Raw genomic sequence first — 19,676 nt, 5'->3', positions numbered from 1 at the left:
GACAGCCCAAAGTCGCGGGGCGTGTCCGAGTGAACGGGGACGTCCTACCGGAATCGGTGTCAGGATGATGTCGGTGTTGGGTTTCAGGCGATAGCCCAGGTCAGCAGGTCGAGCAAGCGCACGTCGGTCAGGCTCGCGACCCGGCGAGCCTGCTCGCTCTCGGACTGCGCCAGACGGTGGCGGAGCATCAGGAGGGCACCGCTGTCGAGGTTGGCGCACACGTCGTCGCGGATGGCTGCCCAGAACATCGCACGCCTGCCGCGATGGGGATAGCGGGCCGCGGCGGCACGAGCGTGGAGCCGGTAGAACGCCATGACTTTCGAGTCGAGGATGGGGAACAAGCCGGGGCGTTTGAGGTGGAGCACCTTGCTGATCTCGGCGACCCCCACCTGCCGGGGCGCGGCGGTGCGGAAATGGTCGTAGAGAGCTTCGGCACGGTCGTAAAGTCCACCGCTGATGTTCGGGTCGGCGTCGACCAGCTGTGCCGCGATCGGCACCGCCGCCCACGGGGCGTCGACGGCGCTGCGGATGAACCAGTCGCGGTGGGCGTGGCTGATGCGGGAGCGCACCTTGTGGGTGCGGGCGATCTCGTCGGCGGTGATCACCGCGGCGGGTCCGGGGCCAGGCAGGTCGTAGCGGGCCACGGTCACTGCCGGATAGCCGTGGGCCTTGGCGACCGCAGTGTCGATGTCGATGCTGCGGCCGGCGATCACCAACACGGTGGCCGCGGCCGCGCCGCCGGCGCGGTTCACAGCTTCTGCTGTCCGGCTGGGTCCGGGTCGGTGTCGTCGCCGCTTCCCGGGTCGGTGTGTGGAGTCGCGGCGGACGTGCCTGCATTCGGCGCGGTGGGGATTTCCGTCGGGTCAGGCCGGCTCGAGGTGCGGATCGTACGAGCGAGTGCCCGTAGCTGCTGCAGCGATCGGATTCCGTCCGGGACGCTGTCGTCGCCGGGTGGTCGTCCATCTCGGGAGCAGGCGCGGAAATCCTCGGTGCCGGTCTCGTTCATCGCATCGTGGAGGTCGTGTGCTGCGGCGATGTACTCGGCGCGGTCCTGTTCGGTGAGCGAGCCGAGGTACTTCTCCAATGTCTCGATCTGCGCCTGGGCGTGGGTGCGTGCTGCCGCATCGGCCTTCGCCTGCGCGGGTGTGCCGCTCCGGTGCGCTTCGGTGGTCGGCGCGTGGGCTGTGACCGATCGTGTGCGGAATCAGCCCGCGTAATGCGGTGAACATCGTTCCCCTCGGTACGTGTCGGTGGCCTCTCATCATGCACGCCCGCTTGACGACTCGACACGCATCGACTTTGGACGGAGGCGATCACGCAGGGCCCCGGGATCAGGTGGGCAGACGACACCGAGGGCTGTCTACGACGTCGCGGCCCTGGTCGGCGATGAGTGCGTGCCTGACCGCAGAACCCACCCCCGCCGCAAGGGGTACGGCGGGGGTGGCCGAATCCAGTATGACAGGTCGACCCCTTCGAACCTCGAGGTCCGCAGCTGCGACAGTCGGCAGTACAAGGACCCCGGCTGGGGGTTCACGAGCCGGCCGGGGGCGTGCGCAGGTCCTGGAGTTCGGCGCGCAGTTCGGCAACACGTTCGCGGGCGGCTTCGGCTTGCGCGTGTGCGGCGGCGGCGTCGGCGCGGGCGGTGGAGGCGCGGTCGCGTTCGGCGGCCGCCGCGGTGCGGGCGGCGGTGAGTTCGGCTTCGAGCCGCCGGATGTGGTCGGCTGCGGTGGCCGCCGCGGCGTCTTTCTCGGCGATCGCTCGGGTCAGCCGCTCACGGTGCTCGTCGAGCTGCCCGGTGAGCAGCTCGATCCGGTGCTCGAGGCCGACGATCTGCTCGCGGTGGGCCGAGGCGGCCTGATCGAGCTGCTGCTGCCAGCGGTCCTGTGCCGCGGCATGATCGGCCCGGGCTGCGGTGAGCTGGGCGAGGACCTCGGTGGCCTCGGCGTCGGCGGCCGTGGCGGCCGCATCGGCATCGGCGCGTTCGGTACGAGCGGTGTCGAGTTCGTCCCGCAGTGCCGCGATCTCGGCTGCGGCGTCGGCCCGGACCTTGTCGGCCTCGGCCTGCACGCGCCGCAGCTGCGCATCGATCGCCGCCGGATCGGCGAGCAGATCGGTCGCGGTGGTGATCGACGACGCAATCGTCGTCAGCGTCTCGAGCATCGCCTGGGCTTCGCGGCGCAGCAGCGGTACCGCGTCGGCGAGGGTGCCGATCGCCTCGACCGGATCGCTCGGCAGCGCATCCTGTTGTTGCTGGGCGCGGGCCTTGTCTTTCTGGCGCTGCCGCCAGGCCCGGACCCGATCGGCGTCGGTGGCGTATTCGCGGCGCCGTCCCCCTCTGGCTTCCTCGGCCATGACCCCGCCCTCCCGACCCGATGACGTTCCGTATCCGGCATCGTAACACCATTCGTAACGTACGTATCATGATACGTACGTTACGAATGGCGAGGATCGGTGCCATGCCTTGCTGCGAGGGGTGCGATGGCGGGGCAGCCCCGGGGATCGCTCGAGGGGTATGACGGTGCCGGCGGAACCCACGTCCCCCGGTTCGCGCCGGCTCGTGGAGGGGAGTGACCGTACCGAGACGGCCTGGAGGCCGGTGCGGGGGTGCCCGGTATCGGAAGGTTCTTCCGATACCGATGTCGGGGGTCCTGCGGAAACGATGCGACAGGCCGATGCTTCCCGAAGTCCGCTCTCGCGTCCCTCCATCGACCTGCCGCCCATTGACTATAAACGTTGAGTCGAACGCGTGTGCGAAAATTGGTGGTGTGGTGTCCTACGAACGCGCACCGAAACGGTGCCCGAACGGGCACCGACTGGGACCGCACCGGGTGGTCGTGGGATGGACACCGTGCACCTGCGCGACGGCCCTGCACCCCTCCGGAGCCAGCGGACACCGCACCTATTTATGCATCGTCTGCGAGGCGGAGATCGCCATTCCGCCGCATACGGGGCCGCCGTTCTCCGGAGTGCAGTGGCCGCCGAGACCGACGCAGGAGCAACCAAGGCGCGACTCGGAAGGTGAGCGAGCGGGCGGGATCGCAGACGGGGCGACCCGCCAGGGCCCAGAAAATTAGTTTCGCTAAAATTGCGGTGTGAACTGGGAAAACGACACGTCCCGTTCTGTCGTGTCGATCGGAGACAGCACCACCATGAAGCCTGGCGATCAGGTGAAGGTCAGCGCACGCGGCGCGTTCGTGTTCACCGTCAAAGACATCGACAAGGACACCGGCATGGCGAGGATCGAGGTCAACGCCGACAGCCCGCTCACATATCCGTGGCCGGCGCGCATCACCGATCTCGTGCCTGTCGAGGACTGACTCCGAGAGTTCCTTCCCTGGCGGTCGCTTCCGCTTCACCTGTTTGGCGGGCGATCCGCCCGTCCGATACGGTGACCGCTGCAATCACCCGAGTTCCCCGACAGGTGAGTGATTCCCTGACGGGTCGAAGGATGGTCCCCGGCGCCACCCCGCCGGGGACCATCGCCTTTTCACTGCTGGGCTGCGCGTGCAGCGGACGACACAGTGGCTACTCTCGGCGCGTGGAGGACAGGACGCGAGCCATCGGCGATGCCACCGATGCGATGACCGACGATGAGCTCGAGACCGCGATTGCGGCACTGCACGCCCGTGAACGGGAACTCCTCGTCGCCGGGAACAGCAAGGCAGCGTTCGATCTGATGGGCACGAAGTTCGTTCTGCTGTCCACGCTGGAAGGTCGGCGGCGGTAGCCGAATCTCGTACGGATTCGGCTTTTTCTTCATTTCTGTCTGTTGCGGTATTCGTTGAGCGGTCTGTGAAGCAGATTCGCAGAGGGTCACTGCGCGCGGCTGACGTATACCTCTCGGCTGCCCGACACCTTCACGCCTCGTAGGCCCTACAGCTGCGGCCCGAGGCGCAGGTTGTGTGTGGGTGATTGCATGGCCGGAGGTCGGCTATTCGGTTGTGGTGGTGTGTGGTGGACCTGCGGTGGTCCGTGGAGGGCCTTCATTGTTGAGAGCAAGCTCTGCTCCTCCCCTACCTCGTCGGCATGCGTGAGATTCCGGTGCGGCTCGCCGTCGGCGGGATTCGGCTTCGCTGCCTCTGGGACATCGTCGTTCCTGGTCGACGGGGCGTGACGGGGTTCCTCGGCCACCTGGATTGTGGTGGTCAGCGGCTCGTAGGTCTCGTTGCGTTCCGGGGAATTCTCCAGCAGGGCGTAGCTGCGGTGGGCCAGCACATCCCAGTGCCTCTCGTACCGGTGCGCGGCGTCGACCGTGCCGAGGTTCGGGGCGGCGGCGGGGAGCTCGGTGGTGGTGGCACGGGCGAGTTCGGCGGCGAAGGCTTCCCTGCCGGCAACTCGCATGGCGTCCTCGAGGGCAGGGTCCGGTTCGATGCCTTCGGGGGGATCGTCGTGGTAGTTGGCTGCGTGGGTGGCGGCACGGAGCGCTTCGGGGTCGATGGTGCGCCAGTCGATCGTGCGGTCAGTGCGGTCGTGGACGAGCTGGTCGGTCATGAGTACGACGGCGACCGACTGGACGCCTTCGGTTTCCTCCTGGATGGCGGCAATGTGGCGTCCGAGCTGGTGGGGGTCGGTGAGAGTGTTCTCGTCCGGGGCAGCGATCACCGGGCTGGTGTAGGCGGGAGTGTCGCTGACGATCGGCATGAAGTCGGTGTGCAGCTCACGGTGGATGACACTTGCGTGTAGTTCGCTGCCGTCACCGGTTATTTCGCGGTGGGCGAGATAGTCGGCGGTCCGCAGTGCCAACTCCCAGGTGATGAGGCGACGCAGCCGGGCGGGGTCACGCTCGTCGAAGGCATTGACCGGGGCTCCGGTGTCGTAGCGCATGGTGTTCTTGCCTGCTGCCGGGTCGAACAGGTCCTTGTAGCGGTGGTTCGGCTCGGAAAGTGCTGCGGCGGCGCGTTCGGCGGCGAAAGTGGAGGTGCCCTCGAGGATCCGGCGCACCGCGGCATCGTGTTTGGGGCCGTAGTCGGTGCGTTCGGCCAGGTTCAGGCCGATGCGGACCAGGCCGTGAGCGTTGTCGAGTTCGGCTCCGCTCAAGGTTCGCTCCCGCGTTACCTCGCGGAATATCTCAGTGGCGGTGTAGGGGCCACTGCGGTCGCGGTCGTAGTCGCGCATCATCGCCAGGTGGCTGACCAGGGAAAAAACGGGTCGTCCGGGTGCAGGCTCGATGGGCGCGTAGCCGGTGGCCGAAACGACGGCGGGGGCGAGGACATCGGCGAGCAGTCTGGGATCTCCGCTCTCCGCGGTGACGTAGCGGGCTGCGGACAATGCAGCGAGATCGACGCGATCGGTGTCGATCACCCACCCGGCTGTGATCGCGACGCGCCGGAACAGCTCGAATTGGCTTCGAGAATTTCCGTCGGGGAAGGGATGGATTTCCGTCATGCGTGCCCAGTAGTCGGCGAGGCGGGTGACGAAGGTGCGGTGATCGAGTCCGGTCAGGTTGTTCTCGGCGGCGAGGTCGGCGAACAGTTCCTCGACGTCGGTGGCGGTGTCCTCCGGGCTCGAGTGCGTGATCGGAAGGTTCCCCTGCGTGGTGGCCACGGTCTTGTACTGGCCGGCCCAGGAGTACACGCGATACAAACCGCGCCGGTGGATCTCTCGCAGGAAATCGCCGGTGAACTTCTCGGGCGACGGGACCTGCGCGAACTCGTACATCCCCACCGCGAAGGCTCGGTCCTCGATGCGTTCGAGTAGGCGAGCATCAGTGATGCCGAGAAGGTTGACTCGGACGTCGGTTCCGGGGATGTAACCCTCGGATTCGGCGGCCGATGCGGTCACTCCGCGTCCTCGCTGTGCGGAAGGAGCTCGTTGATCAGATCGTCGAGCGTTTCCCCGGCCTCGAGCCTGTCGATGATCGTGCGGGGGTCTTCGATGTCGAACTTGCCTGCCATTGCGTTGGCAGCGCGGATGTTCTGGGCGATGTGGTTCTTGAGAGCTTCTTCGCCGTGCGGGGCGAAAATCTCTCGGAGTGTCTGATCGTGGTTTTCCTTGTCTGTCATGGTTTCCCCCTCGCGAGCGTCGGTCTGTCAGAGCGGAGGCAGGCTCCCCTCCCCCATCGCTATGTCTACTTGATGTTCCCGACGCTAGGCGCAGCGCCGATACGGGCGCGAACGTGCTCGAGTCGGCGGGTGGCGGTGCGTTGAGCGCGGCCGATGGCGACCATGTGCTTGAACAGGTCGGCTTCGGGCAGAGTTTCCGCTGCCTCGGTGATGGCGGCTCCGGCAATGCGGAAGCTGCGGCGGTAGGCGGCGCTGATGACGGCATGGGCGTAGTAGGGCGCGGCGGTGGGATCGGCGCCGGCGGCGGTGGCGGTGGTCAGGGCGTAGGCGAGTCGGCGGCCGTGGTGACCGGCGAGCCGACCGTGGCGCTCGAGGTGGGCCAGGACCATTGCGGGGTCGTGGGGTTGGCCGGTGTTCATCAGTGCGGCGATGGCGTCGAACAATTCGGCGTGGAGTGGCTGGTGGAAGTCGTCGGTGGTGAGCAGGTCCACGATGTCGGCGGCTGCGGCGCGGGTGGCGAACAGCAGAGCGCACAGCAGCAGGGTTTCGGTGTCGGCGTCTGGGAGCGCGAACTCGTCGGCGCTGAGGTAGCGGTCGAGATCGGTCTGGTCGGTGACGGTCATGCGCTGATCCGTTCGTCGAGGGCGTCGGCGATGTCGAGCACGGGAGTCGGGTCGGGGTGGCCGATGGTCGAGTGGCTGATGGCAGCGCGAGCGATGACGCTTCCGTCGATGGTGATGGTGACTGTGCTACCGGCGGGCGCACCGTAGGCGAGCGCGAGCGTGCGCGCTGCTTCGGCGGCGTCGGAGGCGGCGGCCGCGTGGGTGAAGGTGCAGCCAGAATCGGAGCGCGCAGCGGTGGGTGCGGTCAGCGTGACGGTCCAGACGATCATTGCGGCGCTCCTTCGGCTTGACGGGGTTTCCCCAGGTACTCGTCCATTGTCGCTTAATTGTCATGCTTTGTGAAGACTTTTCGATGTGTTTTACATGATTGTGTGGTTGTTTTTTGATTCTTTTGTGATGCGTAGGTGAGGGCCGTGCCGGAGCTGTCGACCGGGGTTCGATGCCCCGGTCGACGGCCATGCGTGCCGGGGGCCGGCACCCGGCGAGTGGTCTGGTCCGGTGGGCGGCCGATACGACCGCCCACCGGAAGGGGCGTTACTGCTCGTCGAGGGGGTCGAGTCCGGCGGCGCGGCGCTCGATGTCGGCGAGGGTGTAGCCCTGGGCTTCGATGGCGCGCAGGTAGAACTGCGACAGGTCGGTGGGCTTGCGCCAGTGCTCGACGCCGACCTGGGACTCGAGGGCGATGAGGATGTGGGCGCGCAGCAGGACCAGGGCGCGGGGGTCGGTGGCGCTGGCGAGCTTCGCGACAGTGTCGGACGTGGGGAGCATCTGTTCGGCCAGGGTGCGGGCGTGATAGGCGGCGGGGATCTGGGGCCACTTCATCAGCACTGTTGCCACGAATGAGGCGGTGCCCTTGGGGGCGGTCTTGCGGGTGGTCTGCTGGGCGATCCAGTTGCGGCGGACCTCGGTGGCGGCTCGCCATTCGCGGTTGTTCTCGATCACTTCGCGCCGCTGAGCTGCGCGGTCCTCGGCACTTTGTTCCTGTTCGGACTCGGCGGGGCGGGGGGGTCCCCACCAGGTGCGCCAAGGGGTGTCTTCGATATTGACGACGTGCCAGTACAGCGTGGTCTCGTGGTTTTCGACGACGTTCTCGCGGGGAATCATCCATTCCTCGCGGGCATCGCCGTCGGGTAGCTCGTCCACGATGTAGTCCGCGTCGATCTCGTCGCCGCTCTCGCGGTCGAAATAGGTGGTGCAGCTGTAGACGTACAGCCCGAGGTGTCCGAGGGCGGCGACTTCTTCGATGGCGGGCGTGTTGCCTTCTTCGTCGGTGACGCGCTCGACCAGCTGGCTGGCCCCCTCCCCCACTCTCTCGTGAAGAGCACCGAGCGGCACGGCGGCGATGGAGTGTTCTGCGAGGTACGCCTTGGCGCGGGCCAGTGTGGCGTTGCGTTCGGTGCGGCGCAACCGTTCGGCGGCGAGTGCGTGGTCGAGTCGTCCGCTGGCGATGGCCCACTCGATGCGGCGGACGGCGGCGGGATCGTCGCCGAACTCGGCGAGGGCGGCGGCTTGTTCGATGGTCAGCTCGCCTCGTTGCACAGCGTCGCGCTGCTCGGTGTCGCGCAAGGTCAGGGCCGCCTCGATCTCGGTGCGGGGCGCCTTGGTGCGACGGGCGATCTTGGTGGAGGTCAGTCCGTGGTCGGCCAGGGTCTCGAACAGGGCCAGGCGTTCGCCGTTGGTGATCGCGGCGCGGTGTTCGTTCTCGCTCCACTGGGTGACGAGCCGTTCGACGGCGGCGTCGGTGCCATCGCCTTCGTCGCCGACGATGAGGGCGGGGATCTGGGTCAGTCCGGCCTCGAGGGCTGCGGCGGTGCGGCGGTGGCCGGTGAGCACGCGCAGGGGTCCGGCGGCGGTGCGGCACACAGTGATGGGGGTCAGAACCCCTTGCTCTGCGATCGACTCGCGGAAGGCATCGGTCAGGCGCAGGTCATGGCGGATGTTGGAGTCGGTGAGCAGGTCAGCGGGGTCGACGGTGGCGAATTCGGCGGTGCTTCCGTTGTTCATGACTCAAGTTTACATCTGTTTTGATGCTTTTTCGATGTTTTATTGGTGTTTGTACGATGATTGTTTGGTGACTGTTGTCACACTTTCTGCCCTCTGAGCTGGGGGTTTCCGTGAAACGCAGACGGCCCCGCCAGGGCGGGGCCGTTGGTTCAGTCTTCTATGCGGTCATGGATGGGCAGGATCATGGATCGGTGGCCGAGATACCGTTCGGACAACTCGCCCAGTCTCGAGTCGGAGGTTCCGGCGTAGTTCCCTCCGAACATCACCACTCGTCCCGACTCGGTGAGTTCGTACCGACGACGGTCGGCGTTCCATTCGACTCTGACCAGAGCGGCATAGCTGCCTTCGATGAAGGCGTGGCGTCGAATCCGTACGGCGACGGTGGGGCTGATCTGCTCACGGCCGCCGACGTGGCTTCGCACTCCGTGGGGGGTGCAGCCGGACGGCAGTGACGTGATGCGGCCCGCGCGGGCGCGGCGCTCGTCGAGGACGCCGACCAGAAGAAGAGTGTCGGCGGCGGCGCTGATACCGCCGTTGGTGCAGTCGCCGAGGCCGGGGGCACGGTAGACATCGAGCAGGAGACCGGCGGGGCGATGGTCATTCTCGTTGTTGTTCATGACTCTAGCTTACATCTGTTTTGATGACTTTTCGATGTTTCATTGGTGCTTTTTCGGTGCTTTTCTGGTGATGCTGGTCACACGTTTTTTGGCTTTGACCTGCGGTTTTGCGGGTGTATCGGGGTGGTCCGGTGGCGGTGGTGGAGCGGGTACCTCGGTCGGTCGGTGCTGCCCTGGTGAACCGGGCGCGGTGACTGCCGGGCAAGGGCGGGTTTTCCCTTGCCCGGTGGTCGGCGGGTCCGGTAGGGCCGTGTGTGGCGACCGGGCGCGGTGCACGCGGAACAGCGGGAACCTTGGGAGGGAGGGACAGGGGTCCGGGGGCGGCGCCCCCGGGGATCGGGAGAGCGATGTGGGTCGGGCCGGGAATTTCTGTGCCCGTAGGCGTGCCCCGTATAGACCGAAGACCCCGACCAGGAGGTCGGAGCCTTCAACGGTTGGACTGCCGGTGCGGTCAGTCCTCGTCGGCGCTGTCGTTCTTGCTGCCTCGGGCTTTGCGCCGGCGCACCTTCTCCACGTCGGGGAAGGGCTCGCCGCCGTTGTATTCCTCTTCGAGCTTGTGGGTGTACTCGGCGATGGCGGCTTCGATGAAGCTGTTGAGACTGCCGTGTGCGCCGGGGTAGACACCGCGCAGACCCTTTTGAGCGTTGGTCGCAGCGTCGATGACGGATTCGGCGAGGGTGAATGTGCGCCGGGTCAAGGTGGGTTGCTGCACGATCTTCTTCGGCGCTGCGGCCCGTGCCGGGACGTTCTCGTCGGGAGCTTCGGCGTCGAACATGCTGCGGATGTCGCTCATGACTTCTTCCTTTGAGTAATGGTGGTGGCCAGGTCGTCATAGACCCAGACGTGACGCCAACCGTCCTTCGTATCGGCGAGGGATACCCCGTCGTTGACGGCCCTCTTGATCGGCTCGGCGGAGTGGACGCTGCCAAGGACGGGGATGCCGGCCTCGGTGAACTGGGTAGTCCAGGCACGAGCGAGGACCGTTCCGGACTGCACCTTGTTGAGGATGGTGCCGCGGACCCACAGATTGCTGTTGTGCCGCTTCTTAATGCTCTGGGCGTACGAGGTCACGCCCTGCATGGCCGCGATGCTGAAGTCATGCGCTTCGTTGAGGACGATGAGCTGGTCAGCGGCCACGAGCGCGCACATCTCGAGGGCATTTCGCGTGGGGGAGCAGTCGATGAGGATGTAGTCGTAGCGGTCCCGGATCGGCTCAAGCGATTCCCGCAGGACGTGAGGGCCTTCGATGGGATCGTTCGTGATGTTCTTCTCGGCAGCGATGAGGTGGGCCGCATTCGCAGGGGCGGCAATGAGATCGACGCCGGGGCGCACTGCATCGAGGATCGCCTCGGCGGCAGGCTTTCGGGTCTCTGGGTCTATGTCGACGATGTGATCGGCGGTCACCTTCGCTGCGGCTCGGAGGTCGGGCTGCAACTTGGTGAGGGTGTGGGTGAGGTTGCCGGAGGGATCAAGGTCGACCAGGAGCACCTTTTCGCCGGCACGGGCGAGGGCTTCACCGACGTTGAGCACGGTGGTGGTCTTGCCCACCCCGCCCTTCTCGTTGCCGATCAGAATGATTTTCGAACTCATGGCCTCCCTTTCCTGATGCAACAATACATCACTTCTGATTCATAAAACGTGCTTTTCTGGTTCTTATCGGATGGCGGTTTCGTGACTATTGCGGACTGGGCGGTGTTGCATCTGTTCAGGTGCGGTTTCCATGTCAGTGGTGGATGGAACGGCGACGGCCAGGGCTCGATGCCCTGGCCGTCGGCCACCGCTGCCACTGAGGGTGGGGTGGTGGGTTGAATCTGGTTGCGTTCGCGGGGTTTCCAGTCCTGTCGGCTGGTGCGTGACGCTAGCCAACATCCAACACTATCGGTGGCGCTCGTGCACAGGGGGCCGCTGGGATTCGCGCCGGCTCGTGGTCGGCGGTGGGGTCTGCGCGGCGCAGCCGCTCCTTCGGGTTCGGTTCTCGGCCGGCCTCGCGGTGGTGGCAGACCGTAGTGGTGGCGGATATGACGGGCGGCCCGAGCCGGGGCCGTGAGGGGCGTCCGGCTCGGGCCGTGGTCAGCGGATCTCGCGGCACTGTCGGCATTCCCACCCTTGAGGGCGGAGAAGGCAGGTTCGTCGTTCTTCGCAGAGCCAGCAGGTCTGGTTGGCTTTTTCGGCTTCGCCGCGTTCCTGCGCTGCGGCTTTTTCGTGTGCGGCTGTGCGGTGTTCTCGCTCGGTGCCCAGGTCGCTGTGCAGGGCCGCGGTGGGTAGTACGCGCATCATGCGGTAGGCGGCGGCGGTGCCCGCGTCTCGTTCTGCGAGGTCGGCGGCGGTGTAGCTCGGGGGTCGGTCGGCTTCTTGCAGCATGGGTCCGAAGATCGTGCGGCAGGTCTGGCAGGGGGTGAGTTCGTCAGTGACGGGCTGTGTGCATCCGGGGATGATGCACTCGGCGAACAGGGATTCGGCGGTCATGGCGTCCTCGCGGCGAGTGGGACCGGCGGCCGCGAGGGGGTCGCGGCCGCCGGATTGCGGGTTACTGACCTGGGCGGATGGGGGTGTGGGCGTCCTCGGCGCGGGCGTCGGTGATCTTGTCGTAGGGCAGTCGGTCGGTCCAGCTGTAGGCGGTGGCGACGGTGACCGACTTTGCGTTGACTCGGATCACCTTGTGCCAGGTGCCGGAGCAGTTGACGAAGCATCCGGGGCGTAGGTCGGCGCGGCTGTAGAGCTTGGGGCCGTCGGTGGCGTCCTGTTCGGCGCGTACTGCGGTCCAGTACTCGATGTCGCGCTCGAGTTCGGCTTTGTTGAGTTCGAGCTGGTGCATGTGGTTGCTGGTCTCGGCGGTATGTCCGGCAGCGCGGTACTTGGTGAGATGGCGTTCGATGCTGCGTAGTTCGGCGCTCTGTCGTTCGATGCGGCGGTGGATCACTGCGGGGGTGTAGCGGTGATCGGTGCTGCGGGCGGCGATGCGGGCAGATTCGGCGGCTGAGCGGGCGGCGGCGTCGGCTTCGATCGCGGCGCGGGCGGTGGTGTGGGCGCGGTCGAGGGCGCGGCGGTGGCGTCGTTCGCTGTGATGTCCCACCTTGATGGGTTCTCCGCCTTCGGGCAGTGCGGTACAGGCGTGGTCGTGGCGTGCGTGGGCGGCGTCGGCGGCAGTGGCCTTGCGTTCGGCTATGGCTGCGAGGGCGGCGGCGCGGTCGGTCAGACGCTCGTTGCGGTCGTGGTGGGCGTCGGTGCCGTCGCGGAGGGTGGTGTCGATGTCGGTTTCGACGTCGTATCCGGCGGCGCGTAGGGCGGTGGCGGTGTGTTCGATGCGGGCGAGGTGGGGGGCGCGGTCGCGGCTGTGCGGGATGCACCAGGCGGTGATGCTGCGTCCCCATTTCCAACCTGAGGTTTTGAGGATCGGGGCGGTGCCGTCGCCTTTGCTGGTGCCGTCGATGATCGTGCCCTCTGTGGGGGTGTGCGTGATGGTGAGCATGTGCGCGTTTCCTGTTCGGGTCGGTAGTGCGCGCCGGTGGGGAGTCGCGGTGACTTCCCACCGGCGCGGAGGGTGGATCAGTACTCGGCGATGAAGACCGGCCAGTGGGGGTCTGGGCGGGTGGTCCAGCGGAGGATCGGCCGCCAGTAGGTGGTGGTCCGGTAGGCGCGTTCCTCGTGGTGGGGGCACATGACCCACTCGCCGTCGGTGTGGGTGGCTTCGGTGGTGCAGCCGTTGTAGTCGCACCACTGGTCGAGAAGCTCGAGTGTCTGGACGGGGGCGGGAGTGGTCATCGCGTCTTTCCTTCCGGGGGTCGGTCAGCTGAGGCCGGATTCGATTGCGGCGCTGATTTCGTCCTCGTTCATGCCTGCGGCACGGGCGGCGGCCTTGGTGTCGCAGGACTCGGCCAGGACTACGGAGATGTCCTTGCCGGTCGAGATGTTCTCGAGCAGGGCATCGATGTCGCGGCCGAGGTTGTGGAGCTTCGCGGTGATCTCTTCCTTGTTCATGCCTCTAGTTTACATCTGTTTTGATGCTTTTTCGATGTTTCGTTGATGCTTTTTCGGTGCTTTTCTGGTGATGCTGGTCACACGTTTTTAGGCTTTGACCTGCGGTTTTGCGGGTGTATCGGGGTGGTTCGGTGGCGGTGGTGGAGCGGGTACCTCGGTCGGTCGGTGCTGCCCTGGTGAACCGGGCGCGGTGACTGCCGGGCAAGGGCGGGTTTTCCCTTGCCCGGTGGTCGGCGGGTCCGGTAGGGCCGTGTGTGGCGACCGGGCGCGGTGCACGCGGAGCAGCGGGAACCTTGGGAGGGAGGGACAGGGGTCCGGGGGCGGAGCCCCCGGGGATCGGTAGAGCCGACACACGGCAGACGAGCCGGGGCACACTCCTGGCCAGGGCGAGGGGGCACCGTCCGCCGGCCGCGGGAGCCTACGTTTGCCGGCCCGAGACCAACGAGGCAAAAATCCGACTGCCACAACCGACCCTCGAACACACTGCACGTCGACACCCGACACGACCCGAAGGGGGTCCGGGGGCAAATCGCCTCTGGTCAACGCCGCTAGCGCGACTCGGCGCACCGAATCGGGGGACGATTCCCGAGTTCGATGCGCCGAGGTGAGACTGGCAGGTATCAGACGTGGACGTTTTTTGATGTCGGTCTGATTTTTTATTGATTCAGATTTGAATCTGAAAAGTTGCTTTTTCGATGTCGTTGTGATGATCAGATGGTGACGGAGGTGTCGGCCTCGGAGAGCCAGCGGTAGACGGTGGCGACGGAGCGGTCGACTTCTTGGGCGATGACGGGCACCTCCACTCCGGCCTGGCGTCGGGCGAGTGCCCATTCGCGACGTTCCTCGTGGGAGTGGAAGGTCGGGATGGCGTTGGTGTCGAGGTGGGTGCCGGGCAGGTGGGGCAGTGGTACCTCGAGCTGTCGGGCGAGAGCGTCAGCGGTCGCGGTGCGAGTCGACTGCGCGACCGGAGTCTCGCTCGCGGTCTCGGCGGCGGCACGGTTCTCGGTGATGGTCGTGACGTGAGTCTTGGGTGCGGTCGCGTTCTCGTGTGCGGTCTCACGGCGCGGCTGTGTCGCGGGCGCGGATTCAATGTGAGTCTCGGCGGGGTTCTCGGTGGGGGCGGCGGTGCGACGGCCGAGAACGGTCAGCGCGTGGGTGGAGGCGAGCAGTGAGATCGGCGGGAGTGTGGCGATCACGGCGGCGAGAACGGAGTTGAAGCCGGGGGTCGTGGTGAGAACGGCGTGGATCGCGTTTCCTGCGATCGAGACGGTGGCGGCTCCGATGAGAATCTTCCAGAAGAATCGTCGTGCCCGGTGGTCGTGACGTCGGGAGACGACTCCCATCGTTGCTTGCAGGATCGTTCCGTCGACGATGACGGGGAACAGGAAGGCGATCTCTTTCGGTTGGCCGGCCTGGATACACAGGTCTCGCAGTGCGAGGAAGCTGAGAATGAACGCGGCCGCCCCGATTCCTACGGTGATGGTCACGCCTGCGAACCACATGGATCCGCTGACGGCTGTTGCGTTGGCGGGCTCCGAGCTCTTCTCGTTCTTATGGCGCTTCGTCGCTATCATAGTGTCCATAATAACAATGGGAACTATGAAATGAGAAGTGGTTTCTCATGTGAGAGTTGCAGGTCACGGTGATTTCTTGTCTTGAGAATTGCGGGCTGAGATGACTGATTGCGGCCGCCACGATTGGAGCAAGTCGAGACTCACACAGCGAGCAGGTCTGGCCTTCTCTGATGGCCTGTCTCTTGCGTCACGATGGTGGCGAGGGTCCCGGGTCCGGCGGTGGGTGTGCCGGTCGGTGTTGATCTGCTTGGGGCCGATGTGCCGTCCGTACAGCGATCGGTATGCGTCGCGGATACCGATGTGGCGTTCTTTGATGTCGACGGGTCGGTTAGGTGGGTGGCCCGATTGGTCTCACGTCAGGTAGTCCCGCAAGACGGTGGGTAGGTCTTGTCGCGGCGGAAACACTCGGCAATCGGAAGACGGTATTCAAAGGAAGCGCGATGATCACCGCAGAGCGACCGGAGGATTACATGACTGAATCAGCATCGCCCCCAACCCCGATGTCCACGTTGAACACGCCCGCATATGTCGTGGCCGGAATGGCGAGCATCGCCGTGATCGTCGGAAGTCTCGGGCCGTGGGGGATATTGCAGAATCCGCTGGCCTCGGCCACTTTCAGTGGTACTGACGGCTCGGACGGAAAGCTCACCCTCATCGCTGCGGGAATTGCTGGTACGGGCTTGCTGGTGCGTGCATCGTGGAACTCGTCGGTGCCACTGATCATGGCGCTTCTCGCTGGAGCTTTATGCGCGCTGGTCGGATTCACCGACTTGTTCAGAGGTAACGCCATGTTCGCCGAGACCGGCGACGTGTTTGCCTCGATTGGGTGGGGCCTGTGGCTGGTGTGCATTGGATCGGTTGCGTTGCTACTGGGACTTATCTTGTGTTTGCTCCCGCAGATCGCCGAGGCATTCGGCTCCTCGGCACAGACCACGCAAGTACGGGGACCTTCGGTGCAGGAGACATCGATGCGGAAAACCGAGGTCGAAACCACCAGGCCAACCTGGTACGGCCGTATCGAGGCTTCGGACCGGTGGGGGTACGTGATTGTTGCAATGTGCTGCTTGGCGACCGTGACCCTTCTCATCTGGGCATTCAGTGTCAGAACCCCCTGGGGGTGAAACATGGCCCAGTTCAACGCATCAATTGCGTTCCGTTGCGTTGACGGGCAGCTCTTGAAATTCAGGAGACTACGGTCCCGTCTCGGTCAGGTACGGCTCCATCGACCGACGCCGGTCTGGGAAGTGGATTTAATCTCTCCGGCGGACGGGACGTCCCAGGGGCGGCCGTTGTGGTATTCGGTTTCTAGGCGTTCGATCGCCTCAAGGACAGCTGCTTCGAGGAATTCGCTGAAGGTACTCGGGGAGAGGACGGCGCGGGTGCCGAGATAGGCGGCGCGAATGCGTTCGGCCTGGTCGGTGTGGAACCCCAGTTTGGGCCGCGGTGTGCGTGACGCCTCGGTCATTGCTGGTCCTGTTCTCCTGGGCGGCCGGGGGCGTTGCGTCCGACGCCGGTCTGGGAGAGGGATTTGAGTTCGCTGCGGCTGGGGGTGCGCCAGGGCCGGCCGTCGTTGTGTTCGGCTTCGAGGCGTTCGGTGGCCTCAACCAGCAGGTCGGTGATGAACTCGCTGAGGGTGGCCGGGGGCAGGATGGCGCGGGTGCCGACGTAGGCGGCGCGAATCCGGTCGGCGTCGGCTTCGCTGATGTCGAAGGCCATGCGCTTCTTCCCGGTCATGGTTCTCATCGTAACTTCGGTAGGTGTGTCGTCGACTCTCCCACGAGGGAGAGGTTCGAGGTGCAGAGGGGAGCTGCCGGGGCGGATACCTGATATGGCTTGGCATGACCTACCCGAATAATTTCCGTATATGGCTCGGCGTGTCCTATCCGAATAGTCGATCTTGGTAGTGCACAGTACTCGGCATGGAAACGGCGGGGGGGGGGCCTTCTCACGGACGAGCAGTGGGGAAACGAGGTGCTCCTGCCGCATCGGCCGTTCGCGACGAACCAACTCGAGCACGGTCAGTACCGAATGAGCCGTGACCAGGCATTGATGATGCGCTACATCCAGCACTCTCCACACGCGTTGCTCGGATCGATCGTCATCGACTGTGACCACCCCGATGCGGCGATGCGGGCGTTCGAGAAACCGTCGGATCATCCGACGCCGAGCTGGGTCGCGCAGTCTCCCTCCGGGCGGGCGCACCTGGGTTGGTGGCTGGGCGACCATCGAGTCTGCCGTACCGACTCGGCGCGGTTGACTCCGCTGCGCTATGCCCATCGCATCGAGCGAGGTCTGTGTATCTCCGTCGGTGGGGACTTCTCCTACGGTGGGCAGCTGACCAAGAACCCGATCCACCCTGAGTGGGAAACCATTTACGGTCCAGGGGATCCGTACTCGTTGCGAGATCTGGCGACGATTTACACACCTCGTCAGGCCCCGCGCCGGCCCGACCGCTCCGTGGGTCTGGGTCGCAATGTGACGATGTTCGACACTGCCCGCAAGTGGGCGTACCCACAGTGGTGGCACCATCGTCATGGCACTGTCGACCAGTGGCTTCAGCTGGTTCTTCAGCGTTGTCATGGCATCAACAGCGAGTTTGCCGACCCGCTCCCTTTCATCGAGGTCCGTGCCACCGCGTACTCCATCGGTAAGTGGATCTGGCGTAACTTCGATGAGGGGACGTTCCGGGCTCGTCAGGCAGCCCGTGGCAGCAAGGGCGGCAAGGTCATGAGCTCTGCAAAACGGGAAGCAAACAGGAAGCGGGCCACCAAGTTTGATTTGGCGACAGCATTGGAGTTCGCGCAATGAGCGGCAGTGCGCAGGCACAGCAACGTCGGTCCATCACTGCAAAGGAACTGGCACGCCGGCTCGGCTCGTCGGAGCGCACTGCACGTCGCCTGATTGCCGAACCCCGAGGCCAATTCCTCGAACGCGCAGAACGCCGACGCAAGCAGGTGGTCGAACTGCGCCAGCAGGGGATGAAGTACCGCGAGATCGCCGAGAAACTGGAGATGTCGACCGGAGCGGTGGGTCGGATACTGCATGATGCCCGCAAGCTCGAGGGGTAGGAGCGGCTTCCGCGTGAAACGATTCGATTCCCCTCGCCGCTGTGGTTCTGACCGGAGCGAGAATCTCGTTCAGTAGCGGTGCCGGTCGAAGCGGTCCCCGCGGGTCCGGGTGCGCATGCCCGAGCGCTGGAACAGTATCTGCCGGATCTCGGCGAGAGCGGTGGCACGGGTGTCGTCGCTGGCCGGAGGATGAGCAGCACGCCGGTCGAGTTCGGCGCGACGTTCGGCGGCGCGGCGGTCCTGGATCTCAGTGCGGCGTTCTGTGGGGGTAGGCCCTGACCACACATCGGCGAGGGCACGGAGCTGCCAGCGCAGGAAAGCGGTCGGGGACGCTAGGTGTGGGAGGCTGCGGTCGCGGCGGAACTCGGTGATCTGGTCGGCTACGTCGTCGCCGGTCCATCGGGTGGTGTCGATGCCTGCGGCGGTCAGGGCATCGGCGATCGCTCCGACGTGGTGATGGGTGGTTCCGGGGACGTAGTGGCCATTCCGATCCACGCCGCGGTATTTGGGCATTGTGGGACCGAGTCGGTCGGCCAGGCGCGCTGCGGCGATCTGAGCGTGCAGGGGTCGTGGTTCGCCCTCGGCTGTCGTCGAAGCCCGGGCGCGGCGCGTAGCGCGCGCGTTGGTGATTACTTGAGAACGAGAGATACCTGTAGAACCCAAAGGGTTCTCCGGTAGATCCGCATGATTCGGAAACTGGGGATAAACAGAAGAGTTGGCAGTGAACTTGCTGGTCAAGGCCCACACGGAAGCTGCACGAAGTTGCTTTCCACCGTGGGTGAGGCTGGCTTCGATGCGTTCGGCGATGGTGAGGTAGCGGCCGCGGACGAGCTCGACGGCGGCTCCGATGCGGCGAAGGATCTGGCGGGCACGATCGAGGACGTCGGTGCTGATGCCGGCGTACTCGGCGAGGGTGTCGCGGGCGGCGGTGAGGCTGCGGCCGGTGGATTCGTCGGCGTAAGCGGCGTGAGCGTTGGCGGCGGCGATGAACTTGTCCGGGGCGATGCGGTGCTCGTGGCAGATCTTGATGCCGGTCTCGCTGCGGGCGAAGGTGATGATCTGGCGCATCCACCCCATGCGGGAGTCCCAGACGGGGATGGGGGAGTAGGCACCATCGGAAACATGCAGGTTGTAGCTGCCGCGACGGCGACCACGGCGGGTCTGGGGAGCGGCGCGGCCGGGACCTCGACGGTTGTCCCGGGCGGTATGTGCGCTCCGTTGAGGGCGACACGCGGGAGTGTGATTTAAGACGGAAGTTGGCCCAAACGAGCAGCGCTCGCTAATATGCATAACGAAGACTTTCTGGTGAGAAAGTTCGAGTGGCCCGAGAGAGTTTGGCGACTGGCTCGGTCACATATTCGGTTTGGAAGACCCCTCGCTTGGCAGGCGGGGGGGCTTCTGCATCTGAGGGCGGGCTAGTTGGCGACTAGAGGCCCTCGCTGGTGGCGTTTACACGGTTACCGCCTTGATCTCGCGGGCAAGGTCCGGTCGACCGGCTTGCAGTGCGAGCAGGTCGGCGACATATTGGGATAGCGCGACCTTGGCGTCTTTGGCATCGTTGCGGAGCTGTTCGTGCAGCTCAGCGGGGATGCGTAGAGTCATCGCGGCGCGGTCGCCTTTATGCGGCTGTGCCATGCGTAAACCCCCGTTCTTCAAGATCGGCCCGTTGAATCTGACTCAGGTTAGCGGCTGCGAGCGCGGATGTCAGTTACCCCCGTACATCGGCGTGGCGCGTGTCGACTCGTGGGGCGACAGCACAAGCCTGAGCCGGGGCCCCCGCTGCGTTGTGTACTGCGGATGGTGGACGCTG

Annotated in this window: 25 protein-coding genes; 5 read left to right on the top strand and 20 right to left on the bottom strand. The window is 65.5% G+C overall.

The features are described from left to right. Positions 1 to 83: 83 nt before the first annotated feature. The 3 genes from IM25_RS22980 to IM25_RS22970 form a co-directional block, all read right to left on the bottom strand. On the bottom strand, positions 84 to 752 hold the full coding sequence (locus tag IM25_RS22980; protein ID WP_065996574.1) for a DUF6308 family protein: 669 nt from the start codon (positions 750 to 752) through the stop codon (positions 84 to 86). Next, entirely contained in the window at positions 749 to 1,084 is a 336-nt protein-coding gene (locus tag IM25_RS22975) for a hypothetical protein (protein ID WP_065996573.1), read from the bottom strand. The genes IM25_RS22980 and IM25_RS22975 overlap by 4 nt, the downstream gene beginning before the upstream one ends. Positions 1,085 to 1,530: 446 nt before the next feature. Then, positions 1,531 to 2,352 (bottom strand): hypothetical protein, encoded by an 822-nt coding sequence (locus IM25_RS22970; protein WP_065996572.1) that lies wholly within the window; start codon positions 2,350 to 2,352, stop codon positions 1,531 to 1,533. A 773-nt stretch (positions 2,353 to 3,125) separates the two neighbouring features. On the opposite strand from IM25_RS22970, the gene IM25_RS22965 reads away from it, so the two are divergent. Both IM25_RS22965 and IM25_RS22960 read left to right on the top strand, forming a co-directional pair. Continuing rightward, entirely contained in the window at positions 3,126 to 3,317 is a 192-nt protein-coding gene (locus IM25_RS22965; RefSeq protein ID WP_052040240.1) for a hypothetical protein, read from the top strand. 221 nt (positions 3,318 to 3,538) lie between these two features. After that, entirely contained in the window at positions 3,539 to 3,727 is a 189-nt protein-coding gene (locus tag IM25_RS22960) for a hypothetical protein (RefSeq protein ID WP_033098843.1), read from the top strand. Between the two features lie 146 nt (positions 3,728 to 3,873). Here the strand turns inward: IM25_RS22960 and IM25_RS27400 are convergent, their stop codons facing one another. From IM25_RS27400 to IM25_RS22895, 13 genes are all read right to left on the bottom strand, one after another. Then, positions 3,874 to 5,781, bottom strand: coding sequence for a Fic/DOC family protein (locus IM25_RS27400; RefSeq protein WP_033098844.1), 1,908 nt, complete (start codon positions 5,779 to 5,781; stop codon positions 3,874 to 3,876). After that, positions 5,778 to 6,002: a hypothetical protein gene (locus IM25_RS22950; protein ID WP_006947241.1), complete on the bottom strand. Its 225-nt coding sequence runs from the start codon at positions 6,000 to 6,002 to the stop codon at positions 5,778 to 5,780. The genes IM25_RS27400 and IM25_RS22950 overlap by 4 nt, the downstream gene beginning before the upstream one ends. A gap of 65 nt (positions 6,003 to 6,067) precedes the next feature. After that, a complete protein-coding gene (locus IM25_RS22945; RefSeq protein ID WP_033098845.1) occupies positions 6,068 to 6,625 on the bottom strand; it encodes a DnaB-like helicase N-terminal domain-containing protein in 558 nt (185 codons plus the stop codon). After that, a complete protein-coding gene (locus IM25_RS22940; RefSeq protein ID WP_033098846.1) occupies positions 6,622 to 6,894 on the bottom strand; it encodes a hypothetical protein in 273 nt (90 codons plus the stop codon). The genes IM25_RS22945 and IM25_RS22940 overlap by 4 nt, the downstream gene beginning before the upstream one ends. A gap of 265 nt (positions 6,895 to 7,159) precedes the next feature. Next, positions 7,160 to 8,629, bottom strand: a complete 1,470-nt coding sequence (locus IM25_RS22935; RefSeq protein ID WP_065996571.1) for a ParB/RepB/Spo0J family partition protein — start codon at positions 8,627 to 8,629, stop codon at positions 7,160 to 7,162. 149 nt (positions 8,630 to 8,778) lie between these two features. Further along, positions 8,779 to 9,246: a hypothetical protein gene (locus IM25_RS22930; protein WP_033098848.1), complete on the bottom strand. Its 468-nt coding sequence runs from the start codon at positions 9,244 to 9,246 to the stop codon at positions 8,779 to 8,781. Positions 9,247 to 9,697: 451 nt separating this feature from the next. Beyond that, positions 9,698 to 10,039 carry a hypothetical protein gene (locus IM25_RS22925; protein WP_033098866.1) on the bottom strand — a complete coding sequence of 114 codons (342 nt, stop codon included), beginning with the start codon at positions 10,037 to 10,039 and terminating at the stop codon, positions 9,698 to 9,700. Further along, positions 10,036 to 10,836, bottom strand: coding sequence for a ParA family protein (locus IM25_RS22920; RefSeq protein WP_033098865.1), 801 nt, complete (start codon positions 10,834 to 10,836; stop codon positions 10,036 to 10,038). The genes IM25_RS22925 and IM25_RS22920 overlap by 4 nt, the downstream gene beginning before the upstream one ends. Before the next feature lie 480 nt (positions 10,837 to 11,316). After that, positions 11,317 to 11,712, bottom strand: a complete 396-nt coding sequence (locus tag IM25_RS22915) for a hypothetical protein (protein ID WP_033098864.1) — start codon at positions 11,710 to 11,712, stop codon at positions 11,317 to 11,319. 61 nt (positions 11,713 to 11,773) lie between these two features. After that, on the bottom strand, positions 11,774 to 12,715 hold the full coding sequence (locus IM25_RS22910) for a DUF3560 domain-containing protein (protein WP_033098863.1): 942 nt from the start codon (positions 12,713 to 12,715) through the stop codon (positions 11,774 to 11,776). Between the two features lie 77 nt (positions 12,716 to 12,792). Next, entirely contained in the window at positions 12,793 to 13,008 is a 216-nt protein-coding gene (locus IM25_RS22905) for a hypothetical protein (protein WP_033098862.1), read from the bottom strand. A gap of 24 nt (positions 13,009 to 13,032) precedes the next feature. Then, positions 13,033 to 13,224: a hypothetical protein gene (locus tag IM25_RS22900; protein ID WP_033098861.1), complete on the bottom strand. Its 192-nt coding sequence runs from the start codon at positions 13,222 to 13,224 to the stop codon at positions 13,033 to 13,035. A 710-nt stretch (positions 13,225 to 13,934) separates the two neighbouring features. Next, the gene (locus IM25_RS22895) at positions 13,935 to 14,711 is read right to left on the bottom strand and encodes a DUF2637 domain-containing protein (protein WP_232333488.1); all 777 of its coding nucleotides are present in this window, start codon (positions 14,709 to 14,711) and stop codon (positions 13,935 to 13,937) included. Between the two features lie 527 nt (positions 14,712 to 15,238). Between IM25_RS22895 and IM25_RS22890 the strand changes: the two genes are divergently transcribed. Further along, positions 15,239 to 15,919, top strand: a complete 681-nt coding sequence (locus IM25_RS22890) for a hypothetical protein (protein ID WP_033098651.1) — start codon at positions 15,239 to 15,241, stop codon at positions 15,917 to 15,919. Positions 15,920 to 16,005: 86 nt separating this feature from the next. Here the strand turns inward: IM25_RS22890 and IM25_RS22885 are convergent, their stop codons facing one another. Together IM25_RS22885 and IM25_RS22880 are read right to left on the bottom strand one after the other, a co-directional pair. Continuing rightward, positions 16,006 to 16,263, bottom strand: a complete 258-nt coding sequence (locus IM25_RS22885; protein WP_033098652.1) for a ParB family protein — start codon at positions 16,261 to 16,263, stop codon at positions 16,006 to 16,008. Beyond that, positions 16,260 to 16,532: a ParB family protein gene (locus IM25_RS22880; protein WP_033098653.1), complete on the bottom strand. Its 273-nt coding sequence runs from the start codon at positions 16,530 to 16,532 to the stop codon at positions 16,260 to 16,262. Before IM25_RS22880 ends, IM25_RS22885 begins: the two co-directional genes overlap by 4 nt. 237 nt (positions 16,533 to 16,769) lie before the next feature. Between IM25_RS22880 and IM25_RS22875 the strand changes: the two genes are divergently transcribed. Next, positions 16,770 to 17,606, top strand: a complete 837-nt coding sequence (locus IM25_RS22875) for a replication initiation protein (RefSeq protein WP_033098654.1) — start codon at positions 16,770 to 16,772, stop codon at positions 17,604 to 17,606. Further along, on the top strand, positions 17,603 to 17,866 hold the full coding sequence (locus IM25_RS22870; RefSeq protein ID WP_033098655.1) for a sigma factor-like helix-turn-helix DNA-binding protein: 264 nt from the start codon (positions 17,603 to 17,605) through the stop codon (positions 17,864 to 17,866). The genes IM25_RS22875 and IM25_RS22870 overlap by 4 nt, the downstream gene beginning before the upstream one ends. A 69-nt stretch (positions 17,867 to 17,935) precedes the next feature. Here the strand turns inward: IM25_RS22870 and IM25_RS22865 are convergent, their stop codons facing one another. Both IM25_RS22865 and IM25_RS22860 read right to left on the bottom strand, forming a co-directional pair. Next, positions 17,936 to 18,943: a replication protein gene (locus tag IM25_RS22865; protein ID WP_232333487.1), complete on the bottom strand. Its 1,008-nt coding sequence runs from the start codon at positions 18,941 to 18,943 to the stop codon at positions 17,936 to 17,938. A 372-nt stretch (positions 18,944 to 19,315) separates the two neighbouring features. Next, the gene (locus tag IM25_RS22860) at positions 19,316 to 19,501 is read right to left on the bottom strand and encodes a toxin-antitoxin system HicB family antitoxin (protein ID WP_033098656.1); all 186 of its coding nucleotides are present in this window, start codon (positions 19,499 to 19,501) and stop codon (positions 19,316 to 19,318) included. Positions 19,502 to 19,676 lie beyond the last annotated feature (175 nt).

Origin of the sequence: Rhodococcus sp. p52, assembly GCF_000763325.2 — a bacterium.
Classification (GTDB): domain Bacteria; phylum Actinomycetota; class Actinomycetes; order Mycobacteriales; family Mycobacteriaceae; genus Rhodococcus; species Rhodococcus pyridinivorans.
This window is presented reverse-complemented; position numbering and strand designations above follow the sequence as displayed.